At 35.4% G+C, this 22,709-nt stretch carries 20 protein-coding genes and 4 pseudogenes; 15 read left to right on the top strand and 9 right to left on the bottom strand.

The window, feature by feature from the left end; genetic code table 11:
• Window positions 1-14 precede the first annotated feature (14 nt).
• Complete coding sequence (locus OPR57_RS02905; protein WP_265037264.1) at window positions 15-260, bottom strand: hypothetical protein; 246 nt, start codon at window positions 258-260, stop codon at window positions 15-17.
• A 110-nt stretch (window positions 261-370) separates the two neighbouring features.
• Window positions 371-607, bottom strand: a complete 237-nt coding sequence (locus OPR57_RS02900; protein WP_265037262.1) for an ankyrin repeat domain-containing protein — start codon at window positions 605-607, stop codon at window positions 371-373.
• An 82-nt stretch (window positions 608-689) separates the two neighbouring features.
• Here OPR57_RS02900 and OPR57_RS02895 point away from each other — a divergent pair.
• A pseudogene (locus OPR57_RS02895) lies at window positions 690-1,501 on the top strand (IS5 family transposase).
• 257 nt (window positions 1,502-1,758) lie between these two features.
• Here the strand turns inward: OPR57_RS02895 and OPR57_RS02890 are convergent.
• The 4 genes from OPR57_RS02890 to OPR57_RS02875 form a co-directional block, all read right to left on the bottom strand.
• Window positions 1,759-2,946, bottom strand: coding sequence for a phosphoglycerate kinase (locus OPR57_RS02890; RefSeq protein WP_265037260.1), 1,188 nt, complete (start codon window positions 2,944-2,946; stop codon window positions 1,759-1,761).
• Between the two features lie 930 nt (window positions 2,947-3,876).
• Window positions 3,877-4,455, bottom strand: a complete 579-nt coding sequence (locus OPR57_RS02885; RefSeq protein WP_265037258.1) for an RlmE family RNA methyltransferase — start codon at window positions 4,453-4,455, stop codon at window positions 3,877-3,879.
• 76 nt (window positions 4,456-4,531) lie between these two features.
• On the bottom strand, window positions 4,532-5,107 hold the full coding sequence (locus tag OPR57_RS02880) for a PopZ family protein (protein ID WP_265037256.1): 576 nt from the start codon (window positions 5,105-5,107) through the stop codon (window positions 4,532-4,534).
• Between the two features lie 19 nt (window positions 5,108-5,126).
• Window positions 5,127-6,368: a TolC family protein gene (locus OPR57_RS02875; RefSeq protein ID WP_265037254.1), complete on the bottom strand. Its 1,242-nt coding sequence runs from the start codon at window positions 6,366-6,368 to the stop codon at window positions 5,127-5,129.
• 129 nt (window positions 6,369-6,497) lie between these two features.
• Here OPR57_RS02875 and rplM point away from each other — a divergent pair, with 129 nt between their 5' ends.
• From rplM to OPR57_RS02860, 3 genes are all read left to right on the top strand, one after another.
• Window positions 6,498-6,956, top strand: coding sequence for a 50S ribosomal protein L13 (gene rplM, locus OPR57_RS02870; RefSeq protein WP_265037252.1), 459 nt, complete (start codon window positions 6,498-6,500; stop codon window positions 6,954-6,956).
• 10 nt (window positions 6,957-6,966) lie between these two features.
• On the top strand, window positions 6,967-7,422 hold the full coding sequence (gene rpsI / locus OPR57_RS02865) for a 30S ribosomal protein S9 (RefSeq protein ID WP_265037250.1): 456 nt from the start codon (window positions 6,967-6,969) through the stop codon (window positions 7,420-7,422).
• 146 nt (window positions 7,423-7,568) lie between these two features.
• Complete coding sequence (locus OPR57_RS02860; RefSeq protein ID WP_265037248.1) at window positions 7,569-7,880, top strand: HU family DNA-binding protein; 312 nt, start codon at window positions 7,569-7,571, stop codon at window positions 7,878-7,880.
• Here the strand turns inward: OPR57_RS02860 and OPR57_RS02855 are convergent.
• Window positions 7,873-8,580, bottom strand: coding sequence for a pyridoxine 5'-phosphate synthase (locus OPR57_RS02855; RefSeq protein WP_265037246.1), 708 nt, complete (start codon window positions 8,578-8,580; stop codon window positions 7,873-7,875). The two genes, OPR57_RS02860 and OPR57_RS02855, sit on opposite strands and share 8 nt — an antisense overlap.
• Window positions 8,581-8,884: 304 nt before the next feature.
• On the opposite strand from OPR57_RS02855, the gene OPR57_RS02850 reads away from it, so the two are divergent.
• Entirely contained in the window at window positions 8,885-9,883 is a 999-nt protein-coding gene (locus tag OPR57_RS02850) for a pyruvate dehydrogenase complex E1 component subunit beta (protein WP_265037244.1), read from the top strand.
• Window positions 9,884-9,907: 24 nt separating this feature from the next.
• Here the strand turns inward: OPR57_RS02850 and tnpC are convergent.
• Window positions 9,908-11,276 (bottom strand): annotated as a pseudogene (tnpC, locus tag OPR57_RS07790) (IS66 family transposase).
• A 110-nt stretch (window positions 11,277-11,386) separates the two neighbouring features.
• A complete protein-coding gene (gene recJ / locus OPR57_RS02835; RefSeq protein WP_265037242.1) occupies window positions 11,387-13,126 on the bottom strand; it encodes a single-stranded-DNA-specific exonuclease RecJ in 1,740 nt (579 codons plus the stop codon).
• Between the two features lie 217 nt (window positions 13,127-13,343).
• Here recJ and OPR57_RS08155 point away from each other — a divergent pair.
• The 10 genes and pseudogenes from OPR57_RS08155 (at window position 13,344) to OPR57_RS02785 (ending at window position 22,695) form a co-directional block, all read left to right on the top strand.
• Window positions 13,344-14,259 (top strand): annotated as a pseudogene (locus OPR57_RS08155) (IS5 family transposase).
• Window positions 14,260-14,508: 249 nt separating this feature from the next.
• Window positions 14,509-15,291, top strand: a complete 783-nt coding sequence (locus OPR57_RS02820; RefSeq protein ID WP_265037237.1) for an MlaE family ABC transporter permease — start codon at window positions 14,509-14,511, stop codon at window positions 15,289-15,291.
• Entirely contained in the window at window positions 15,284-15,985 is a 702-nt protein-coding gene (locus OPR57_RS02815; RefSeq protein WP_265037236.1) for an ABC transporter ATP-binding protein, read from the top strand. Before OPR57_RS02820 ends, OPR57_RS02815 begins: the two co-directional genes overlap by 8 nt.
• A gap of 149 nt (window positions 15,986-16,134) precedes the next feature.
• Window positions 16,135-18,456, top strand: a complete 2,322-nt coding sequence (locus OPR57_RS02810) for a hypothetical protein (RefSeq protein ID WP_265037234.1) — start codon at window positions 16,135-16,137, stop codon at window positions 18,454-18,456.
• 226 nt (window positions 18,457-18,682) lie between these two features.
• Window positions 18,683-19,180 (top strand): hypothetical protein, encoded by a 498-nt coding sequence (locus OPR57_RS02805; RefSeq protein WP_265037232.1) that lies wholly within the window; start codon window positions 18,683-18,685, stop codon window positions 19,178-19,180.
• Window positions 19,181-19,262: 82 nt separating this feature from the next.
• Window positions 19,263-20,426 carry a 1-deoxy-D-xylulose-5-phosphate reductoisomerase gene (gene dxr, locus OPR57_RS02800; RefSeq protein WP_265037230.1) on the top strand — a complete coding sequence of 388 codons (1,164 nt, stop codon included), beginning with the start codon at window positions 19,263-19,265 and terminating at the stop codon, window positions 20,424-20,426.
• A gap of 231 nt (window positions 20,427-20,657) precedes the next feature.
• A pseudogene (locus OPR57_RS07690) lies at window positions 20,658-20,903 on the top strand (PD-(D/E)XK nuclease family transposase); the annotation flags it as partial.
• 712 nt (window positions 20,904-21,615) lie between these two features.
• Window positions 21,616-22,041: a reverse transcriptase N-terminal domain-containing protein gene (locus OPR57_RS02790; RefSeq protein ID WP_265037225.1), complete on the top strand. Its 426-nt coding sequence runs from the start codon at window positions 21,616-21,618 to the stop codon at window positions 22,039-22,041.
• Window positions 21,959-22,213 (top strand): DUF5372 family protein, encoded by a 255-nt coding sequence (locus tag OPR57_RS07785; protein ID WP_353278128.1) that lies wholly within the window; start codon window positions 21,959-21,961, stop codon window positions 22,211-22,213. The genes OPR57_RS02790 and OPR57_RS07785 overlap by 83 nt, the downstream gene beginning before the upstream one ends.
• 251 nt (window positions 22,214-22,464) lie before the next feature.
• A complete protein-coding gene (locus OPR57_RS02785) occupies window positions 22,465-22,695 on the top strand; it encodes a recombinase family protein (RefSeq protein ID WP_265037223.1) in 231 nt (76 codons plus the stop codon).
• The last annotated feature ends 14 nt before the right edge of the window (window positions 22,696-22,709 follow it).

Genomic DNA, 22,709 nt, shown 5'->3' with positions numbered 1-22,709 from the left:
GCTACCAAACGGAGCTACCGCCCTCTTCCCTTATACTTACCCTGGGTTGAAGCTTGAGCTTTCACAAATAGCTCCCAATATCCCTTCTCATCGCCTTCTTCCTGTATCAATTGTGCTAACCGCTGCATCAATTCATTATTGAGTATAGCCATCTTTGTCCATTTACCCACTGGTTTTGCAATAGCAACTATTTCCTGATTCTCTTTATAAACCTGGATGTCGTCAAAGTTATATTCTGTTTTCTTTTCACTCTCTCTCAATGGAGCCTTTCTGACGAGATTTTTGTATATTCTTCTGAAAAAGAGAAATATTTTAATAGCAATAATTAATATTATACCGTATATAACGATTTGCTCGTAGGACATCTTCTCTACTCTAAAATGATTCCATGAAGCAGAAACAATGCTACAATTTTTTTGTTTCGATTTGCTACAGCGTTTTCCAGTGCTGTATAACCTTCTTCAGAGTTATAAAAACATTTCAGATGAGCGTTTGCCTTCCTATCTAATAATAACTCGACAATTTCTTTATTGCCTTTCATAACAGCAAGGTGCAGAGGAGTACAACTATCTCTTCCGATTGCGTTAATATCTGCTCTATTTTGCAATAAAAGCTCCACATGATCTTTTTTATTCAATAGACTTCTTTCAAAATTGTTAGAGGGAGTGTAAGATGAAGTATTTGAAAGCATGAAATATAAGGAAATAGAAAAGTTAGAAGGAGAAAAGTTTCGACGTTTAACAGGGGTAAAAAAAGCAACATTTGAGCGAATGGTAGAAATTCTAGAAGTGGAGGATAAAAGAAAAAAAGCTAGAAGTGGAAGAAAAAGTAAACTTTGCATAGAAGACAGGCTACTTATGGCACTGGAATATATAAGAGAATATCGTACATATTTTCATATTGGGCAAAGCTATGGCATGAGTGAAAGTAACAGTTTTAAAATAATAAGATGGGTAGAAGACATATTAATAAAACATCCAGATTTTGCATTACCAGGAAAAAAAGAGCTATTAAAGAGTGATGTAGAATATGAAGTTTTAGTAATAGACGGAACTGAAACGCCAGTAGAGAGACCAAAAAAAAGCAAAAGCCCTTCTACTCTGGAAAGAAAAAAAGGCATACTATAAAAACACAAATAGTAACAGAGAAGAAGAGTAGAAAAGTCATATGCACATCTTTCTCGAATGGTAGAAAACACGGATGTTTAGAGAATCAAAGGTAGCAGTATTGCCGCAAACTAAAATCTTAGCTGATGCCGGCTACAGGGGAATGCAGAAGATACACAAAAATGTTGTATTACCGCACAGGAAAACGAAAAAGAATCCGTTAAGCAAAGAACAAAAAAAAGAGAACAGGGCACTTATGAGCCAAAGGGCAATTGTTGAAAACGTAATTGAAAAGGTTTAAAATCATCTCGGACAGGTATAGAAACCGACGAAAACGTTTTGGTTTAAGGTTTAATTTGATTGCTGCAATTCACAATTTTGAGCTCCCTACATGAATTTTGAAAGAAGTCTATTTTCTATCCAAGTAGCTGACACTGGTTCATTCTATAATGGTGTCACAGCAGTCCTACATCATGCCGCCACGGTATCTCTAGATCCCGCTAACAAGTAGCGGGATGACGGTTGTCGGTAAACTTAAGTCAGTTTAGCTATAACATTCGTATTAACCTGTCAATATTATCATCCATGTTATCAGGAAGTTAATTAATGAAAGCTAGCTTACAAGAAACAATTTAAAAAAGTTTTAATCTAATCATTTTTGCAGAGCAGCGACTCCCGACATTTCATCACCACTTAACCAATCTAAAAATGCTCCTCCACCAGTGGAAACATATGTAAAGTCCTTATCGGTAAGGCCTGCAGCGCTTATTGCAGATAGACTATCACCTCCCCCTATTATGCTGGTTAACTTTCCTTTGTGCATTAAGTCACTTACGATTTTCATTACCCCTATTGTACCACTTGCAAAAGCTGAATGTTCAAAAACACCAATAGGTCCATTCCACAGCAGAGTCTTACTGCTTGCTATTATACTGCTTATTGTACTCAAAGTTTGTGGTCCGATATCCAAAATTATATCACCGTCCAAAATGGACTCAGTTTTTCTTGAAATACTAGTGCTGTAATCAGAGTTTATTGCAACCAAAACGTCTTCTGGTACAACTATTTTGCAATTGTTTTTATTTGCTGTTTCAACAATATTATGTAGAAGGTCGTCAACACCATTTTGAAAGAAAGATTTCCCTATATTTACTTTGCTAAATGACAAAAAATTATTGGCTATTGCACCACCTAGAACCAGGTAATCAACCTTTTCTGTTAGCTTCATAAGCACTTTTATTTTAGTTGATATTTTAGCTCCCCCAACTATCGCAGTAATAGGTTTAGCTTTAAACGATACAGCTTTTTCAAGATACTTTAGCTCATCTTGCAAGCAAAATCCTGCATAGGAGGGTAAAAATTCTGTAATGCGTGAAATAGAAGCGTGAGCTCTGTGAGAGCAAGAAAATGCATCATTTACATATATATCCGCTAGAGATGCCAGTTGTTTGGCAAAATTTAAGTCACTTTGCTCTTCCTCTTTATAAAATCTTAGATTCTCTAGTAATATTATATCTCTTGCATCCATAGCACTCACTGCTTTTTGCACTTTTTCACCAACGCAATCATCAATGAATTTCACTTTTTTATTTAGTAACTGCGATAAAGTGTCAATTACATTTTTTAGCGACAGATTATTGTCTCTGGCCTTTGGGCGTCCGAAATGCGATATAATAATAATCTTTGCACTCGCATTCACTAAATACTGAACAGTAGGCAATGCTCTCAAAATACGAGTGACATCACGAATTTCTCCATCTTTTATAGGAACATTGAAGTCAACTCTGAGTAAGACGGTTTTATTGTGAAGATCACAATTTTCTATACTAGGTATATTCATTACAAAATTGAAGCTATAAAGTCACTATACAGCAGTTTGATCTAAAGTAAAGTTTTAAGCTTACGAACGTTTAAGGAAATTTGCATGCCAAACGCTTGACACTGGAACCTTATCGTCATGCCACCACGAACCTTCATACCGCCGGGTATCTCTTAGCCGCTAACACGTAGCGGGATGACGATTGTCAGGGTGTCATCCCAGCGCCCCTATGATGTCATTCAAGTAGCTGACACTGGTTCCTTTATGATGGCAGTGCCCCTATGGTGTCATTCCAGTGCTTGACACTGGAATCCAGCCTTTCCATAATCATCAAAACATTGTATTTTAACGTAAAACATCTATTTTTATGCTCACCAACTTAATAAAATTCCTGGATCCCAGTGTCTGGGCACTGGGATGACACCCTACTAGCGGAAGTTACTCTCAAATGTTTGTTCATGTTAGCTATAAACATTAAAAAATTTACCAAATGAAAAAAAAGGCAAAAGAAACCCCATGGTTAACTAGTTATTTATATGTACTTCAAAATATTGGCGTTTTTTATTCTAAACGCTGCAATTTAGCTGCTTTTAAATGCAACTAACCTAAATTACAAACGTTAAGAAATTTACTGAACGGAAAAAAAGGCAAAGAAACCCTAGGGTAGCTAGTATTCAAATTCTCCCTTGTCTATTTGACGTCTTTTACTGTCTTAAACGCTTTATAAGCGCGTTTCGGCTTGTATAGGTAGAAACCTAAAAGTTTTATAAAGACATGAGGTGCACATAGTGCAAAAAATTAAGCATGATTTACGCCAAATACATTAAGTTTTTTGTCATTAATCCACTGCAGAGATTGCGAAGATAAATAAATAGCTTCAGTTTCATGATAAGGGGGCTGGCGAGGCTTGTCAAGGAAGTTTTTCACTTCTGTGAGCTACTTGGATTAATATTATATAGGAGGTCTGCTGCCAATAAAGCCTAAACTTACCAAATACATTTCTGTAGATTCAGATCTACTTGACTTTGGTTTAAAGTATTTTACTGTTTTAAACATTTTTTTTAGCTCGTTACAAAAATCTTTATCAGATTCTCCTTGGAAAATTTTTACTACAAACGTGCCACCATGACTCAAGAAATGCTTTGCAAAATTGAGCGCTGCCTCACATAAAAGCATAATTCTGATATGATCCAACGATTTTAAACCACAAGATTCGGGGGCCATGTCAGATAAAATTACATCAAATTTTTGATCCTTGAATTTTTCTCTTAAAATTTCAAGCCCATTGATAATATCGCATTGTATAAACTCTACTCCATCAATTGCGTTCATTGGTTTTATGTCAAGAGCAACCACATTTGCACCTTTCTGAGATGCAACTTGTGACCATCCACCAGGAGAAGCACCAAGATCAATAATTTTTTGCCCTTCTTGGAATAATTTAAATTTGTTATCTATTTCTACCAGCTTATATGCTGAGCGTGACCTATAACCATCCTTGCTAGTTTTTTGCACATACTGATCATTCAAATGACGATGTAGCCACCTTGTTGAAGATAGTTTTCTGCCTCTAGCCGTCTTTACTCTAGTTTTTATTGCTAATACCCTACTTATTATTGATTATATCTTTAAGCTCTTTTTCAACTACTTCTTTTACCAGTGCATGTAGATATTTATTCAGCCATTCTGAGAGCTGAGGTTTTAAAAGAGATGTAACTAATTCTTCAACAGTAAGGTTCGCTTTTTTTTGTTGTTTATGCTGCAATTCGTTTTGCATTTTTCCAAGCAACGCTTTGATCTCTTCCATATTCTCTTTTAAAATTAGATGATCGTTATTTTGCGCTTGTAAGCCGCTATTACTCGCTTTGTTATTACTCATTTGGATATTATCGTACAAATAAATATCTTTTTTTTCTTCTGAATTGTAGCTATGGCCATTAAATTGGTTATTGTTGCAAGCCATTTCCTCACTTTGGTCATCATTATCAATGTCCTCTTTTTCGCTATTTTCTTTTTTGCCATCTTCTTCTATGTCTTCTGGGTACTCTTCCTCAAGGTATAGCACATTATCATTTTCATCCTTTATTTCTGCTTTATCGTTACTCGCGTTTTTACCCGATATAGCTTTTTTTATATCTTCTAGGATATCTTTTACAGATTGATTGCCTTGTTCATCATGCATAGTGCTAATACCATTAAATTTAGAGGTTTATACTATTTATTATAAAAAGCAAGTTGTAAACACTAATCACATAATTGCTTTTTGCTTCAACTAAGTCTGAACGTGCTTTAAATAATGCATCTTCAGTGTCCAAAAGGTCAGATGTACTCTTTAAATTTAAGTTTACTTCTTGCTCAACTCCTTCCAATGCTAAAGCTGCTGCTTTTTCCGCTTCTTGACTTGCTTTGATAATGGCCTTTGCTGTCAGCACATTATTCCAAGCATTTACAACTGCTTGTTCTATATTTTTTACCGTTTCATAATAATCGTAGGTAGATTTTTTTGCATCCATTTTAGCTTTACTGACACCAAAAGCATTAATTCCCCTTTTAAAGATTGGAACATCAAGAGTAAAAACTACATGAACATTTTCTAATAGGTTGTCTAACTTTATACCATCCTTCCCAAAATTTTTACTTGCGCTTAGATTTAAAGAAGGAAGCCACTTGGAGCTTTCAGCAATCACTTCCATTCCGGCTGCTCTTTTTTGATAAACTGCTGCTTTTAAAGATAAATTATTGGTTTTTGCTAACTGTAAACATTCATTTAGCTCTGGAACAGAAGGTAGTTTATCATTAGCTTCAGAAAGGTCATCAGCATCTTCGCCAATTAAATGGTAATAAGCAATATTTACCAACTTTAATTTACCTTCAGCATCAACTCTTTCGGATATAGAAGACGAAAATTTTGCTTTTGCTAACAAAACTTCAGCATTGGTTACCTCTCCAAGGGAAAAGCGTTTTTTCATAGCTGACAAATGTTCCAAAGAAACGCGTTCTTTATGTTCTCTGAGCTTTAATATTTCTGTCTTTTGTAAAACATTAACATATGCTTTCACAGCATTAAGTGCAAGCTCTTGTTTTAACTGCTGAAATCGCATTTTTTCTGCTTTGAGAAGATGGCTTGATCGACTGAATGTGGCAAAGGTGCCACCGCCATCTATTATCCTTTGGCTTAATATCAGGCGTTTTCCAGATAAATTAGATGGACTATAAGGATAAAGATTAAAACTGCTATCGAAGTTGTACTGCAAACTAATGTCAGGTAAAAATCCAGCTAACCCAGAGGATTTATAGTGTTTTTCTGCGCTTTTATATTGGTAAAATTGAGACTTTATTTTTGAGCTATTTTTGATGGCTTTGTTTATCACTTCTCCCACATCGCTTGCATAGCAACTTATAGTACTAAAAATGATCGCAAGTGTGATAATCAATCGAAACATTCTAATTCCTATGCATATTGGTTGCGCAGCTCAATTACTAACATAAATTACTTTAATAATCAATAACTAATATTGTTGACACTATTGAGAAATTAAGTATATCATAGCTTACTATTGTTGGATTAAATAATGAAGACTTTTTTCTTAAAAGAGAAACAAATCAATAAAAAGTGGTTTGTCATAGATGCAGAAGGATTAGTGGTAGGGAGGCTTGCAGCATTTGTAGCGACACTATTACGTGGAAAGCATAAACCTGAGTATACACCTCATATGGATTGTGGCGATAATGTAATTATTATCAACGCAGAAAAGGTGCATTTTACCGGGAAGAAGCTTAAAGATAAAATTTACTATAAGCATACAGGTTATTCTGGTGGTTTGAAGAAAAATACTCCAGATAATATCTTAAATGGCAAATTTCCTGAGCGTGTAATAGAAATGGCAGTGAAAAGGATGCTTGATGATGGGCCTATGGCACGTAGACGCTTTGAAAATTTGTATGTTTATTCTGGTTCAGAGCATAAGCATCAAGGACAGCAACCTGAAAAGATAGATTTTGCCTCTTTGAATCGTAAAAATAAAAAGTAATGGAGTAAAAATGAAGAGTTCTACAATAAATAACAATGATTGGTCAGAAAAGACAATTAAATCAGCAGTTGATTCGCTTGGTCGTTTATATGCTACAGGCCGAAGAAAAGAATCTGTAGCAAGAGTATGGATAAAGCCGGGGAGTGGAAAATTTAGTGTTAACAAAAAAGGCGATCTAATTTCTTATTTTAAAAGAGAGTCAGTATGCCAAATAGTAAAAATGCCATTTGTTGCAACTTCCACATTGGATAAATACGATGTATTTGCAACTGTAAAAGGTGGAGGGCTATCTGGTCAAGCAGGTGCTCTAGCTCATGGAATAAGCAGAGCTTTAAGTAGCATAAGCCAAGATTTGCATTCTATATTACGTAATGGTGAGTTCTTAACTAGAGATTCACGTGTTGTTGAACGTAAGAAATATGGTCAACATAAAGCTCGAAAAAAGTGTCAATTTTCTAAGAGATAGTTATTTTATAGGGGTGTTTTTTTGTAAGTATTATACAAATATTTGCAAAAGTGTATGATATCCTCTATTTTTGTGATGAATTTAGTTGACTATCGGTGTCAACATAATATGCTATTTGTGTGATTTTTTCAATATTAAGGTAATTTATGAGTAAAGAGGATATAATAAAACAATTAAAAGAAGATTGTTCTGGTCAGAATATAGATATAACAAAATCTGATTTGAGCAAGATTCATGATGCGTTTATTAAAATAATAAAGAATGAGCTGCATGGGAAAGGTGAAATACGTTTGCATGGGATAGGAACATTTTCTACTGCTATCAGTCAGGAGAAACAATGTCGTAACCCTCAAAATGGTGAGATCATGACTGTTCCTGAAAAGACAAGGGTAAAATTTAAAGCAAGCCAAACTCTTTTAAGTATTTTAAATGAGAAGGAAAAAGCAGCAGTTAGTTAGACATTGTCATTTTCATTGTTTTTACTACGCTGTGTAAACCGTAAAATACAGCTTCGCTAATTAAATAGTGGCCTATGTTAAGAGCTGAGATGTGAGGTATTTTTGTCATCTTCTTAGCGTGTTTATAAGTTATGCCATGTCCTGCGTGGCATTCTATTCCTAATTTATTGACGTACTCTGCAGCATTAGTAATTAACTGTAACTTTTTTTCTGATGGATTATCACAGTAATCCCCTGTGTGAATTTCTATTATGTTAGGTTTTGTCTCTAGCTTTTCAAGATATTTTAGTTGATCAATATTTGGATCGATAAACAGTGAGACTTTTATGCTAGAGCTATGCATTTCCTCTATTATACTAGAAAGTTTGCTGTATATATTAACGATATCCAGGCCACCTTCGGTTGTTAATTCTTCTCTTTTTTCTGGTACTATACAAATCGAATAGGGTTTTACCTTTTTTGCTATTTCAAGCATTTCTTCCGTGGCTGCAATTTCAAGATTTAGCTCAGTGTCAATGCTTTTTTTTAGGTTAAACACGTCCTCATCCCTAATATGTCTTCTATCTTCTCGTAAGTGTACAGTAATAAAGTCTGCTCCAGCGTCAATGGCTATTTCTGCTGCTTTCAATGGATCTGGATAAGAAGTTCCGCGTGCGTTGCGGAGGGTTGCAACGTGATCGATATTAACACCTAGTTCCACAATCTACCTCAAAAATTATTTATAGATTATACATGTTATTAGGTCTTTCGCATAGTCATTGTTTGATTAGTAATACCATAGCCGAGAGACGGGCTAGAAGTTACTTGATAGCCCTCTTGTCATAAAACTGAATATTTATTTACCTTCGCAATCTCTGTAGTGGATTAATGACCTTACCCACCACTGAATTGAAAGAACCAAGGTTCAATACAATATGGTATTTGTAAAACTTAATTTGTACACTTTACTTACCCCCAGTAATTCTGATATAGTTAGTTTAGTTAAAGTCTATAAAAGTTTATAAATGGCAACCTTAAGTGTAAGAGAAGCTTTATGCACAGCAATTAGAGAAGAAATGCAAAACGACTCTGATGTGCTTATCATGGGTGAAGAAGTTGCAGAGTATGATGGTGCTTATAAAGTAACGAAAGGATTACTGAAAGAGTTTGGAGAAAACAGAGTAGTTGATACGCCTATCACCGAACATGGATTTGCTGGCCTTGCTGTTGGAGCGGCATTTGCTGGATTAAAGCCAATAGTCGAGTTTATGACTTTTAATTTTTCTATGCAAGCTATTGACCAAATTGTGAATTCCGCAGCAAAAACAAATTATATGTCAGGCGGACAACTTGGATGCCCTATAGTATTTCGTGGACCAAATGGCGCTGCAGCAAGAGTTGCTGCACAACATTCTCAATGCTTTGTAGCTTGGTATTCGCATATACCGGGGTTAAAAGTAATAGCACCCTATTTTGCCTCCGATTGCAGAGGTCTGTTTAAAGCTGCAATTCGTGACCCTAATCCGGTAATATTTCTAGAAAACGAAATAGCTTATGGACATGAGCATGAAGTTTCTGACTCTGAGCTATCAAACAAAGATTATCTACTTGAGATAGGCAAAGCTGCTGTTATACGGGAAGGAAAGGATGTAACTATCACTGCTTTTTCATTAAAATTAATGGATGCCTTAAATGCAGCAGATTTACTTTCGAGTGAAGGTATAGAAGCTGAAGTTATTGACCTCAGAACCTTAAGACCACTTGACACTCAAACTGTTATTAACTCTATTCAGAAGACTAATAGGTTAGTTAGTGTAGAAGAAGGATGGCCATTTGCAGGAATAGGAGCAGAGCTGTCAGCCGTTGTTATGGAACAAGGATTTGATTACCTTGATGCTCCAGTTATGCGCGTAACTGGCAAGGACATTCCCCTTCCCTATGCTGCGAATCTAGAAAAAAAAGCATTACCACAAGTGGAAGATATAGTTGAAGCTGTGCATCAGGTCTGCTTTAGAAAAAAATAACCCTATTAGTTCGTATCCGTTCAGCTAAGTGGTGTGAGAGACGATAGATAAGAGGTTTTGGAAAGGATTGAGACCCATTTGTTTCCATGTTAAGTATAACGAAATTATCCGTTCAAGGAATGCATTTCCCCGCTTCGATTGGGTAAAATATGAATTTTTGCGATAAACGACATAATGCCGTATTTGCCGTTCAGCATGGTTATTTGTCAGCGGAATATTTTCTGGTTCATCTAAAAATTTCCACATCATTCTTTCAGATTTCAAAATATTCTTTGCAACTCGAGAAGCTCCAATTGCTTCAGGTAAGCGAGATATTTCCTTCAAATAATACCTTGTACATTTTCGCAACTTTCTGGCACGTCTGGTAAATCTAAAAACATCTATCTCATTTTTTAGCAAGGCCTTTTTTAGTGCAAATAATTCAGTGGCCACGTTTCTCAAGTAACAACCCAGAACTTTAACTTCAATATTCCAACTATGTGCTAATCTTTCAAAATCTCTTGATAAATGTGCCCAACAGATTTGCCTGTTTTTATCGGCAAAGTAGTTGTATGCTGCATACCTGTCGTAAGCTATTGCGATTGCAGAACTTGCTATTTTGTAAAACCTTCATTCCTCTTGATTCTGTCAATTTTACAAAACTTGCCGTATTGCTTGCAAACACCAAGCGAGTTTACCTTTGTTATAATGGCTCGTTTCATCAATATGTAAAACTTTACTTCTACTTATCTCTTGTTCGATTTGCTCATATGTTTTTTCGCATTTCGATGCAACTCTGTGTTCACTGTTTGATATGCTGCCAACACTTATATTCAAATTAAAAATATCATTTATAATGCTAGCCACTTCGCGCTTTGAATTCTTGTAAAATCCGCTGAGTGCTGCAATTATCGATTTAACTTTTGGACCAAATGTATCTGATGTAACACCTTCTGGTAATTTGCTGCTTCTTCTTTTTCCGCACTTCCGACAACGGCCATGCTCTAGCTGATACTCTACTACATACGGCTTAATTTCCTGCAGATCAACTTTCTGATGAATATATGGTTTTTCACATACTGCAATCTTCCCTCCGCATTCGCAAGAACTCTATCTTTATCACCTCATCTGCATCCACTTTAGCGCGATAATTACCTTTGTGTCCGATCTGACCACCAATATTTCTTTCGCTTTTTGGCTTGTCCTTTTTTATTTTGTATAGCTCTTTTGAGCTGGGCAGGGATGAGTTTTTTGAATTTAAACCAAGCCTTTCCTTTAATTCAGCGTTCTCTATCTTTAAAGCCTTGTTCTCTGCCTTTAGACTTTCATTCTCTCTTTCCAGCCTTTCTATTTTTGCTTCTAACTTTTCTATTTTTTGCTGTAAATTTTTGCAAAGTTCTAAAAGGTTTACCACATTACCTCACTTTTGCTCTATGATTATCTTTTTAGATCACCTTGTCTACCTTATTCTACCACTCTGCTGAACGGATACACCTATTTTGCCACTCTGCTGAACAGATACACTCAACTAATGGTCAATACATCTTCTATTAAAAATTGTACGAATTCATTGCCATTCCAGTAATTCATAGAGATTTTACCCAAAATAGCTTTAACATTACCCTGCATGATAGCAGAGCCAAGATGAGTATTTGCAGAACGAAATGCAATAGCTCTTACCATAACATTATCATCAGCAATAAAACATTTTATATGGTCAACTCCTATAACTTCAGGCTTTCTTATCTTTGCTCCCTGAATAATAAACCTTGGTTCAGGATTCCCAACTCCAAATGGTCCCAAGCGTTGCAATTGATTCCATAAAGACAAGTTTATTGCTTTAGCAGTTACTATACTATCAGCTTTTAAAGTTTTCTCATTTATAGAGTTTGAAAATCTTTCAGTAAAAAAATCATGCAAATCATTTATTTTGTCTTCTTTAATTGAAAATCCTGCCGCCATACTATGGCCACCACCTTCAATAATCAAATTTATAAACTTTGCGGAAAGGACTGCAGCACCGATATCAACTCCCAAAATTGATCTACAGCTTGCTTTTCCTATTCCATTGTTTAAAGATATCACTATCGTTGGTAAGTGAAACTGCTCCTTTAGCTTTGATGCAATTATACCGATTATCCCCTGGTGCCAGTTGCCGCTTATCATTACAAAATTCGCACCTGATTGGGCAGACTTTTCCGCTTGTGCTGTAGCTTCCAAGAGAGCCTCATTTTCTAACACTTTCCTTGCATTATTCAAATCTATTAATTTTAGCGCGATTGAATGAGCCTCTTGATCATCATCGGTGGAAAGCAACCTTGCACCAAGCGATGCTTCTCCAATTCTTCCTCCAGCATTTATGCATGGCCCAATACTAAACCCTAATCGAGAAACACTTGGTTTTTCAAGGATTCCCAAAGCATCAAATAAAACACGCAAGCCAACGTTTTTTCTTATTGACATAACTTTTAATCCTTGTGAGACAAGTGCTCTATTGAGGCCGGTGATCTGCATAACATCACAGACAGTTCCAAGAGCAACAAGATCGAGTAAATCAAATAAATCTGGTTCTTTTTTGTTGGTAAAAAATCCTTGCTCACGTAGGCTTTTATTAAGAGCAACAATTAGCAGAAATGACACTCCAACTGCTGCTAAGTTATTATAAGGAGAGCTCTCATCAAGGCGGTTTGGATTCACAACTGCTACGGCGCTTGGTAATTTTTCCGTACCAAGATGATGATCGACAACTATAATATCAAGACCAAAAGCCTTTGCATCTTCTATTGGTTGATATGCAAGCGTACCACAATCAACGGAAATACATAAATCAATTCCTTTCTTTTTAAGTTGTAATAAAGCATCTGTGTTTAATCCATAGCCCTCATCAACACGATCTGGAATGTAGATTATAGAGTGTATATCGATTGCTCTCAGGTACCTGTTAATCAATGCTGACGAAGTTGCACCATCAACATCATAGTCACCAAATATTGCAAGGTTTTCATTATTTTTTATTGCCCGTATTATACGAGAAACAGCTTTATCCATATCAAGAAGGTGAAAGGGATCTGGTAATAGCGATCTGATTAGTGGATATAAGAAATCGCTTGCATTTTCTATGTTAACACCACGAGTAACCAATATTCTTGCTAATATTTCTGGTAACTCAAATCTCTGTGTAAGAGTTAAGATTTCCCTTTGATCTGCTTCTTGCAACTTCCACAATGCATTTGTTATGCTGCGCTTTTCAATTTCAAGTAGCATATTCTTTGTAAATAAAACTACTTTACCAGAATTTTTAAACTTGTTCTATAATTGTATTAGACTTCTGCATAACCTAAACTAAGCAGAAAAAAGATACAAGATGATGTCATGAAAGTAGCTGACACTGGGATGGCTTTGTTGCATAGCAACCGAAAAAATCTGGCAGTTACTGATAAAATTCATTATAAAATAGCCATTTAACCTTTGAAGAAAAAATATGCCACAGAAAATGAAAGTCAGTAACCAAAACGAATATAACAAATTCCTTGAAAAAAGGGGAAATATTTTTCGTTACATCGATGAAGCTATCGAAAATTGGTATGAAAATAGTCCAAAAATGCAGGGCGGCAACTATATTTATAGCGATAAAGTTGTAATTTTGGTGCATATAATCACCAGTCTCTTTAGAATTGGCTTAAGACAAACGGTGGGGTTTATAAAAGGATATTTGCAACAAATAGGAAGAAATTTGCAAGTTATCAGCTATTCACAAGCATCAAAAGAAACTTAATATTAAGATAAATGATTGCAGAAAATAACATGGAAGATATCGAATTGCTATAGACAGTACAGGAATTAGTATATACAACAACACACAGCAAGGAAAATAGCACTGACAGAAAATATCGTGGCTATGAACAAGTAAAGAAACTACACGTAATGTTGAATATAAGCAGCAAAAAAGCCATAGCTGCAAAATACAGTAACGGTCTGATCACTATGGAGCTTGTGATTTGCTAAAAGAAGTTCATGCCATAAAAGCACTATATGCAGATAGGGCATATGATAGGCACAGGCTTTATAAGTTGTGTAACGAATATGGTATAAAGACAAAAATTCCACCAATAAACAATGCGGCAGAACATCCAGAAATAAATTATATGCTTGATAGAAATGCCGCTATTCAGTTAATGAAATTACATGGTGAGAATGGTATAAAAAGATGGAAAGAAGAAGTAAATTATGGAAAGAGAGCTCACATTGAAGGATTTTTCTCAAGATTAAAGCAAATATTTGGATTCAGCTTTAGGAATAAATCCGAAGTAAATCGTGAAAAAGAATTACTGATTAAGTGCTATTTGCTTAATCAATTTACTGACATTGGTATGGCTAAATTCGAAATTGCTACATGAATTTATCATAAATTACTACCGCATAAGGTGCGATGCAACAAAGCCATTCCAGCGTCAAGCGCTGGAATGACATCATTTGCTATACAAATTGCTTTTAGAAAGATAAACGTTCGTATAGTTGTGTGCGGTATAAGGTAAAGTTACGTTAGCTATTGAACTTAAAACATATCTCAGCTATACTTTGCGATAAAGTTAATAAAAATTTTAATAAAATCAGCAAGACTAACCTCTAGCTAAAATGAATACAAAGTGAGCTTTTTTGATATAAATAGTGTTAGAATAATTGGTAGGTACTTTATCAATTTTTTGTTAAGGCTTGGTAGTGCATTCATATTTTTTATTCAATCTCTATACCACTGCCTTGTGCCGCCATATTATTTTATCAACGTAGCAAGACAAATTATAGAGATAGGCTTTTTCTCTCTGCCAATTGTTGGGCTTGCTGGAGTTTTCATAGGAGCGGCGATAGTTTTACAAAGCAGCTTGAGTGACTCATTAATTAACCAAGAGCAGATAATACCCAAACTTGTTACGATCACTATCATTAAAGAGTTAGGACCAGTTTTGATCAGCTTAATAATGGTAGGAAAGGTTGGATCATCAATTGCAGCAGAAATTGGTACAATGTGCATCACCGAGCAAATAGATGCACTTACAACTTTGAACATCAACCCTTTTAAATATTTAATTGCACCAAGGATTTTAGCGTCAATCATAGTATTTCCCATACTTACAGTATGTGCAGATTTAATAGGAATATTTGGAGGATGTATCACTGCAGTCTTCGAATTTAACCACAATTTAAATATATACATTAAACACACAGCTCAGTTCTTTAATACGTACGATTTTATAACTGGGCTAATAAAAGCAATTGCTTTTGGCACCATAATTTCTGTCTCAAGTTGCTATTACGGTTACCATTGCAAAGAAGGTGCACGAGGAGTAGGTGTTGCTACAACATCAACTGTTGTTTTATCGTCCATGCTGATCATTTTAGCAAACTACATGATTACTTTGATACATGCGTAACCCCATAATATCAATATTGAACTTAAGCTTATCTTTTGATGATAGGACAGTACTAAAAGATCTAAATTTTGATATATCGAAAGGGGAATCATTAGTCATACTTGGCGGCTCAGGGAGCGGCAAATCTGTACTAATAAAAACAATTATCGGCTTGCTTGCTCCAGACTCAGGGTCTGTTAAAATAAATAGTAAAAGCAAAAATAAATTTGGGGTTTTATTTCAAAATTCCGCTTTATTTGACTACGTTACAGTGTGGGAAAATATATCTTTTAATTATAAAAAGCGCTTTAATATCAGCAAAAAGGAGGCAAAACAGCTAGCAATCGAGAAATTAAATGATGTTGGACTGGAGGAAAACATAGCAGATATGTTTCCAATAGAGCTATCAGGCGGAATGAAAAAAAGAGTAGCACTTGCAAGGGCAATTGCACACAACCCAGAAATCATTATTTTGGATGAACCAACTTCAGGATTGGACCCAATTATGTCAGATATAGTAAACGAGATAATAATAAAATTATCTAAAGACTTTAACCCTACAATTATCACGATTACACATGATATTCATAGCACATTTAAAATAGCTGATAAAATAGCAGTATTATATGAAGGGGAGATCATTTCCCATGGAACTGTTCAGGAAATACAAAATACTAATAACGAATATATAAAAAAATTCATTCGTTATATATAGCTATAGGTTCACAAACGAGATTGTGAGTACTAAACAGTTTAACATAAAAATTGACAAAGCTCGATTCTTAAAGTATGTTTAATTGAAGTAGTAATTATGAAACTGTAATGGCGGTAAAGCACATAAGAAAACGTTTATATCAAGCTATAATGCTACCGTTGACAGCACTGCTCTTTATAGCAGCAGCTCCATTCTTCTTGATTATTGCTATCTGGGAGACAAAAAACATAAATATAGCATTAAAGTACATTATTATTGCTCCATTGGTAGTGCTGTGTTTGCTATGTGTAATACCATTTTTGGTGTTACATTTATCGATTAGCACCTTGTTGGCAGTTGCGAAAATTACACTTTTTCCTGAGTTCTTTTTGTCTTTGTGGATTAAGGAAGGAATTAAATTTGGTAGAGTTTTTAGCTTATCTATTACCCAGTTCTCCGGTGACGGTCTATATACAGCAGACCTTGAAAATTTTCTTGAGGTAAAAGATAGTAACAAAGAACTTTTAACAGAGCTTCTCAAGAATGGTGATCTTAGTATAAGGGAAGTTATCTCTTGCTGCGTAGGACACTCAAGGCTTATAGCAAGTGTCACTACTAAGATTCATGACAAAGAGAAATCAAAAATTATATCCGACTATTTAGGCCTAAGTGACTTAAAACCTTTAATTCAGAAAGAGGGGTATGGCAGATATCATATACATGAAATCTATAACACACATGAAAAGCTTGCTAGAGTAGTTAATGCTATCGATATAGAATTACTTAAAACACTGTTTAAGTTAGATGGATTTTTACTAGGGAGGGATCCAAGATATGCACATGCCTCACACTTATCTAACTTCGTAGACTTATTTGACAACCATGATTTAGTGAAGAATATGTCTGATGCCTTTAGAGATAAAAAGATGCTTGCTGTGCAAATAACTAAATATATACCAGTAATCCTTTGTTGTTCATATGATAGATATGATGGGTACCACAAAAAAAGAATAATTCAAGATAATCTTAGAAGATTACTTTTAAAGAAAGATTTAGTTGAAGCCCTACCTTCTGATTTCAGTTATCAGTCCAGTCTGTTTGGAGCGATCAAAGATTTTTTGCACGGAAAGATGAGTGAAGAAGAGTTTGATAGCTTCGCTTCAATGTTGGAAAATAAAAATGTGATTGATAATTTAAAACATATTGATGACCTCAAAGATACTTTTCCGCCTGATGAATCAGAATTCTTCCGTAGTCGTATTGGTTTCTTAGGATGCAAAGAGATTTATGACAGTCACGTATCTGCCTCATTTTTAATAGAAAAGTTACACCCATTTTTGGCAAATAACAGGTTATTTTGTAAGCTAATGGACATTCCTACTGAGGTTCTTAAGAACATTTTCAGTACTAAGCTATATGAAAACTGTGCAAATGTTGACGAAGTTTTAGCATTCTTTGATTGCTTGGATAATAAAAGTAAAAATAAAAACATTTTAGATAATCTAATAGTTGCTTTTGAAAAAGATCCCGAAGCAACTCATGCACTTTTAAATAGTAAAATGTTCAATTCTCGGGATAAAGTACTACAAATGCTTTCAGATAAAAGATTTGATGGTAATAAGGTAAGAGAAATATTGAATCGTATTAACTTGTGGTGGACATTGCAAGAAAATGATATGGTTTATAAGGCAAGCTATTTAAACACAACAGGAAAGTTTTCTTGCGTGTTTAATCCACAGCACATAAAATTTGCCTTTTACGCACATACACATGATGATGTTCCGCACAATGAATCTGACCAGCAGAAAAGAGCTTTTCTTGAAAATGTTGGATTGTTTCAACTTCTCCTCGAAACGACCATAAAAGCTAGGTATGAATCCGTATTCTCTATCATAAAAGATACTAAATTTGAGCACTTAGCTGATGGCAGATTTATCTCAAAAGTAAGAGATAAAATAAACCGCTACCTTTCTAACTTACTTATTTTTAAAGGGAACCTGTTTTCAGATATAAGTAACACATTTAGATTACAAATAATAGATATCGTTTTTTCATTCAATTCTCAAACGAAACTGCATACCACTCTAAAAGAACGATGGGAAAAAATATTGAAAATCAAGTTTACAGAGCTTTTTGTGGCACAGAAGTATCAGCAAATTACACCAGAATCTTTAGCAAAAATTCAAGATTTAACAATACAAGACTTATCAGCAATACCAGAAACTGAGGAGATAGAAGAATTTTTAAGAAAAAAAGGAATAACAAATTCAGATGATCTATCTTTACTAACAAAATTGATAGAGGACGGTATTCATATTGTAAACGTAATTGGAGAAAGAGTAAGTCTTACACAAGACATAACACAAACAATTTGTGATACATTTAAAGATATCTCTGTAAACCATAACACAAAACAAACACCACCATCTCTTCTTGATTTATGCAAGACAAATATAATTAGGAGTTCTTTAACTGAGCAAATAAGCTGCTAGGCAGGATTTATTTTAAAACTTTTGGCATTCGGCGCCTTGATGCTTTACCACAACGCTTTTGTTAAAATCTGTCATCTGGAAAATGATAGTTTTTCAAATTGTCGTAAGTCAGTTTAGCTATATATAGGATGACAGAAATTGTTTGTATTAGCTATATTCAAAAGCTCTATTGATATTTTGCAATATTTGTGATAAAATAATAGCTTAAGGTTGAGAGTAAAAATTTATGAGTGAAGCTCAAGGTCCAAATATTGCAGAATGGCAAGCGCAGCAGCAACACCAAGAAGCCGCTGGTGAGAAAAGTGGTTTTGGTCTTGGTCATAGTGACTCTGTTTCAACAGTTGTCGATGGAATGAAATGGTTGTTCAACTTTCATGAAGGAGCAATTGCTGCTTATAATAATGTGTTTGAAGGTTTGGTGAGTGGTAGTAGTCTAGTAACGCTGTTTGGAAAGTCAGGTAATATGTTTGGCATAAAATTTCTTGAAAGCCTTGCAGAACATTTTTCAGGTGGAGGTGGGGAAGATATGCCATCAGAAGGAATGGATATGGCTCATGGTGATGAGGGACATCACTCAGATGATTACCCTCATGCCAATAACGAAATAGCTCATAATGCTGATGGTTTACAAGACATGCATGATGCAGGTGATCACCATGGTCAATCTTTTTCACCTGGTCCTTCACCATCTGTTGGCGATGACCACGGGCATGAACTTGGTTAAACGCTTAAAAACTGCTGAATAGTATGCGAGAAGGCCTAATAAGAAAAGTTGCTGTTGTTATAATTAACATGAGTTTGTCTTAGTGAAAAAGGTTTCAGTTTTAGGGTCAACAGGAAGTGTTGGAAAAAAGACTGTAGATTTCCTCTCAAAGAGAAAAGAAGAATACCAAGTGGAAGCACTAAGTGCCCATTCGAACTTTGCTCTACTGGCACACCAAGCAAAGCTGCTGAGTGCAAAATATGTTGCTATCTCCGATGAAAGGTTTTACAAAGATTTAAAAGAAAATCTACTTGGTACAGATGTAAAAATAGCAATTGGTGCTACAAATATTGCTACCATACCTGTTGATCTCTCAGTTGTTGCAATAGTTGGCATTGCAGGCCTTGAGCCAGTTATGGAGGTTATGGAAAGCGGTACCAAAGTCATTGCATTGGCAAACAAAGAAAGCATTGTTTGCGGTGGAAAGTTATTACTCAAAAAAGCTAAAGAAAAAAACGTACAAATAATCCCTATTGACTCTGAGCACAATGCAATTTTTCAAATTTTGCAAAATGACGACAAATGCGTAGAAAAGATCATACTTACTGCTTCTGGTGGACCATTCTTAAATTATAGCCTTGAGCAATTAAGAAATATCATGGTAGATAAGGCGCTTAGTCACCCCACTTGGAATATGGGAAAGAAAATCTCGGTTGATAGCGCAACAATGATGAATAAGGCACTAGAAATAATAGAAGCACATAACTTGTTTAACATCAGCCCGGATAGAATTGAAGCAATAGTGCATCCTGAGTCAATAGTACATGGAATTGTAACTTATAAAGATGGGTTCAACTTTGCTGTGCTTGCAGAAACTGACATGGCAATTCCCATTTCATATGCTTTGTCTTGGCCGGAAAGATCAGCTTTAAATCGTAAATTAGATTTAACAAAGCAAGGAAAATTGACCTTTCAAGAACCAGACCATAAGCGTTTTCCTGCGCTAAAGCTTAGCATGACAGTGTTAAACTCTTCTGCTCCACAAGCAAATAGTATTGTTCTCAATGCTGCAAATGAAATAGCTGTTAATGAATTTTTGAAGTCACGAATCGGCTTTTTAAAAATAGTAGAGGTAGTGGAATCAACAATGGAAAGTTTTGGTAGTTATACTGATATTAATTCACTATCTGATATAATAAATATTGATTGTGAAAGTCGTATTATTGCTAATAAAGTTGTTGAAAGTAAAGTTGTTGCGTATAGCTAGAGTAATGTAACCAGACTGCATTCTGTGATTTTTAGCAAAACACGATATACAATCGTCATTCCGCTACTAGTTAGCGGAATCTATGCCGAGATACCGCGAATGAATCGCGGTATGACGGTTAAATAATTCGTCATTCCGCTACCTGTTAGCGCCGCGGCGGTATAGCTATCTTCAAAAATATGGTTGAATAATTGTGTGTATAATTATTAATCTTTTCTCAGTATTTTTACTATGGCTCTTTCAAAATTTCTCGATCCAAAATTAGACCTAATCTTCAAGAAAATCTTTGGCACTGAAAAAAATAAGAATATTCTTATCCATTTTTTGAATGATATTTTAGGATGTACTGAAGTCAATACTATACAAGAAGTAGAATTCTTAAGCACCATTATGGACCCTGAAATTGCTTCTTATAAACAAAGGATTGTTGATGTTCTTTGCAGGGATTCTAGTGGGAACAGGTATATAATTGAGATGGTGCGACCTGAAAGTCTTCGGTCATATTGTTTAAAAGGAGAGGAATTCATTCAGAAAGAAACTGAAAGGATTCTAAAACTTATTGAACCAGATGTTTTGCCATCTGAGTCTACGCATCAGTGCGAATCGGGCAACTAGTTGGTGCCAAGCGATGCGGACAATGAACCTCCTCTTGAAAAAGAAGATGCTCAATCGTGAGAGGAGCATAAACTACAAGCATCATGTGGTTGGAAAGCTAGACTAGTGGTATGGTGAACGTAAGTGAAACTTCAAAGTATCGTAATTATGAAAAAGCTAAAGATGCTGATAAGCTCCGACCAAAAAGGTAATGTGGATGAGTTACATTTTTCATTTCTGGATGTACGCAAATAATAATTCCACCGGTATAGAGAAGCCACCTAACCCACTGTTGTATGACAAAAGGAACAGGGTAAGCCTGTATTTTCGCCTATATGGCAGGCAACCCGCAAGGAATGCTGATGGAAGTGCAGGTAAAGGAGAATGGAGAAAGCGAATGCCATTTTGTAACGAAATGGATAGAATTTGTAACATTAATTCGCGTAAAAACGAGCAGACTTCCATTTGGTCCCTCGTGACAAGAAACTTTGTTAACCACTTAAGGTAGGAAAGCAGATGATTACAAGTAAACCTGTAAGTGCATCTACCGAAAGCATGGAAGCAGTTGCCATGGAAGAAATGCCAGAAAGTTATTGTGAGGCTACAAAGACGTATTGTTAAGGCTGTCCAAGAAGGAAGATGGGGTAAGGTAAAAGCTTTACAACATCTTCTCACACGCTCTTTTAGCGGCAAAACTTTAGCTGTTAAGAGAGTAACTGAAAACCAAGGAAAAAACACAGCGGGTGTAGATCGTCAACTATGGTCAACTTGCAATGCTAAATTTCAAGGAATAAAGCAGTTAAAACAAAGAGGGTATAAACCTTCTCCGCTAAAACGAATTTATATCAGTAAATCTAATGGCAAAAGAAGACCTCTTGGAATACCCACGGTCAGAATGGAGTGCACTCAAGTCCAGTCAATATTCGGGATATACTACTATCACTCATCCATTTCATCCATGGAATGGGCAACGTTTTCAAATATTATCGACAAAGAACTTCAAGAACCGGGATATATTTAGTTTGAGAACATTAACGTGTGGTACAATAGGTATTCCGCGTGATTGGACAGACAAGGCAGACCCTAACCCTTATCAGACCCTTACTGATTTATCGCCTATTTTATCATTTTCTCATCTTCAACAGTTAGTTAAATTGGTTACCAATCTCGATCAAACTACGAATAACAAATAGGTTGATCAATGACTAACGTAAGAGCGGTTGTGAGAAGAAAAATATGCCATTGGAAGGAAAAACCTCCGTAGTATCAATAGACACTACTCAGATAGCTACTTGTGTCGCCAATATGCTGCATAAGTACTTAACAGCAGAACAACAATTGATTAAAACGGAGGATATTAATAATGGCAACACACAAAATTCAGAATCATCATGTATTAAAACCAGCATATATTTATTTAAGATAATCAACAATGGGACAGGTAATGCTCAATCAGGAAAGTACTGAGAGGCAGTATAAATTAAAGGATAAAGCACAGCAAATGGGGTGGTATAATAATGCAATAAGAGTTTTAGATGGTGATTTAGGGATTTCAGGAACCCAAACTAATAATCGAGAGGACTTTAAAATGTTAGTTGCCGATGTGTCAATGGGAAAAGTAGGAGCAGTGTTTGTGTTAGAAGCATCAAGATTATCTAGATCTTGCAGTGATTAGCATAGATTACTGGA

The organism is Wolbachia endosymbiont (group A) of Anomoia purmunda (assembly GCF_947251545.1).
GTDB lineage: Bacteria > Pseudomonadota > Alphaproteobacteria > Rickettsiales > Anaplasmataceae > Wolbachia.
The sequence above is the reverse complement of the archived record's forward strand: the minus strand, read 5'-3'. Positions and strand labels throughout refer to the sequence as shown.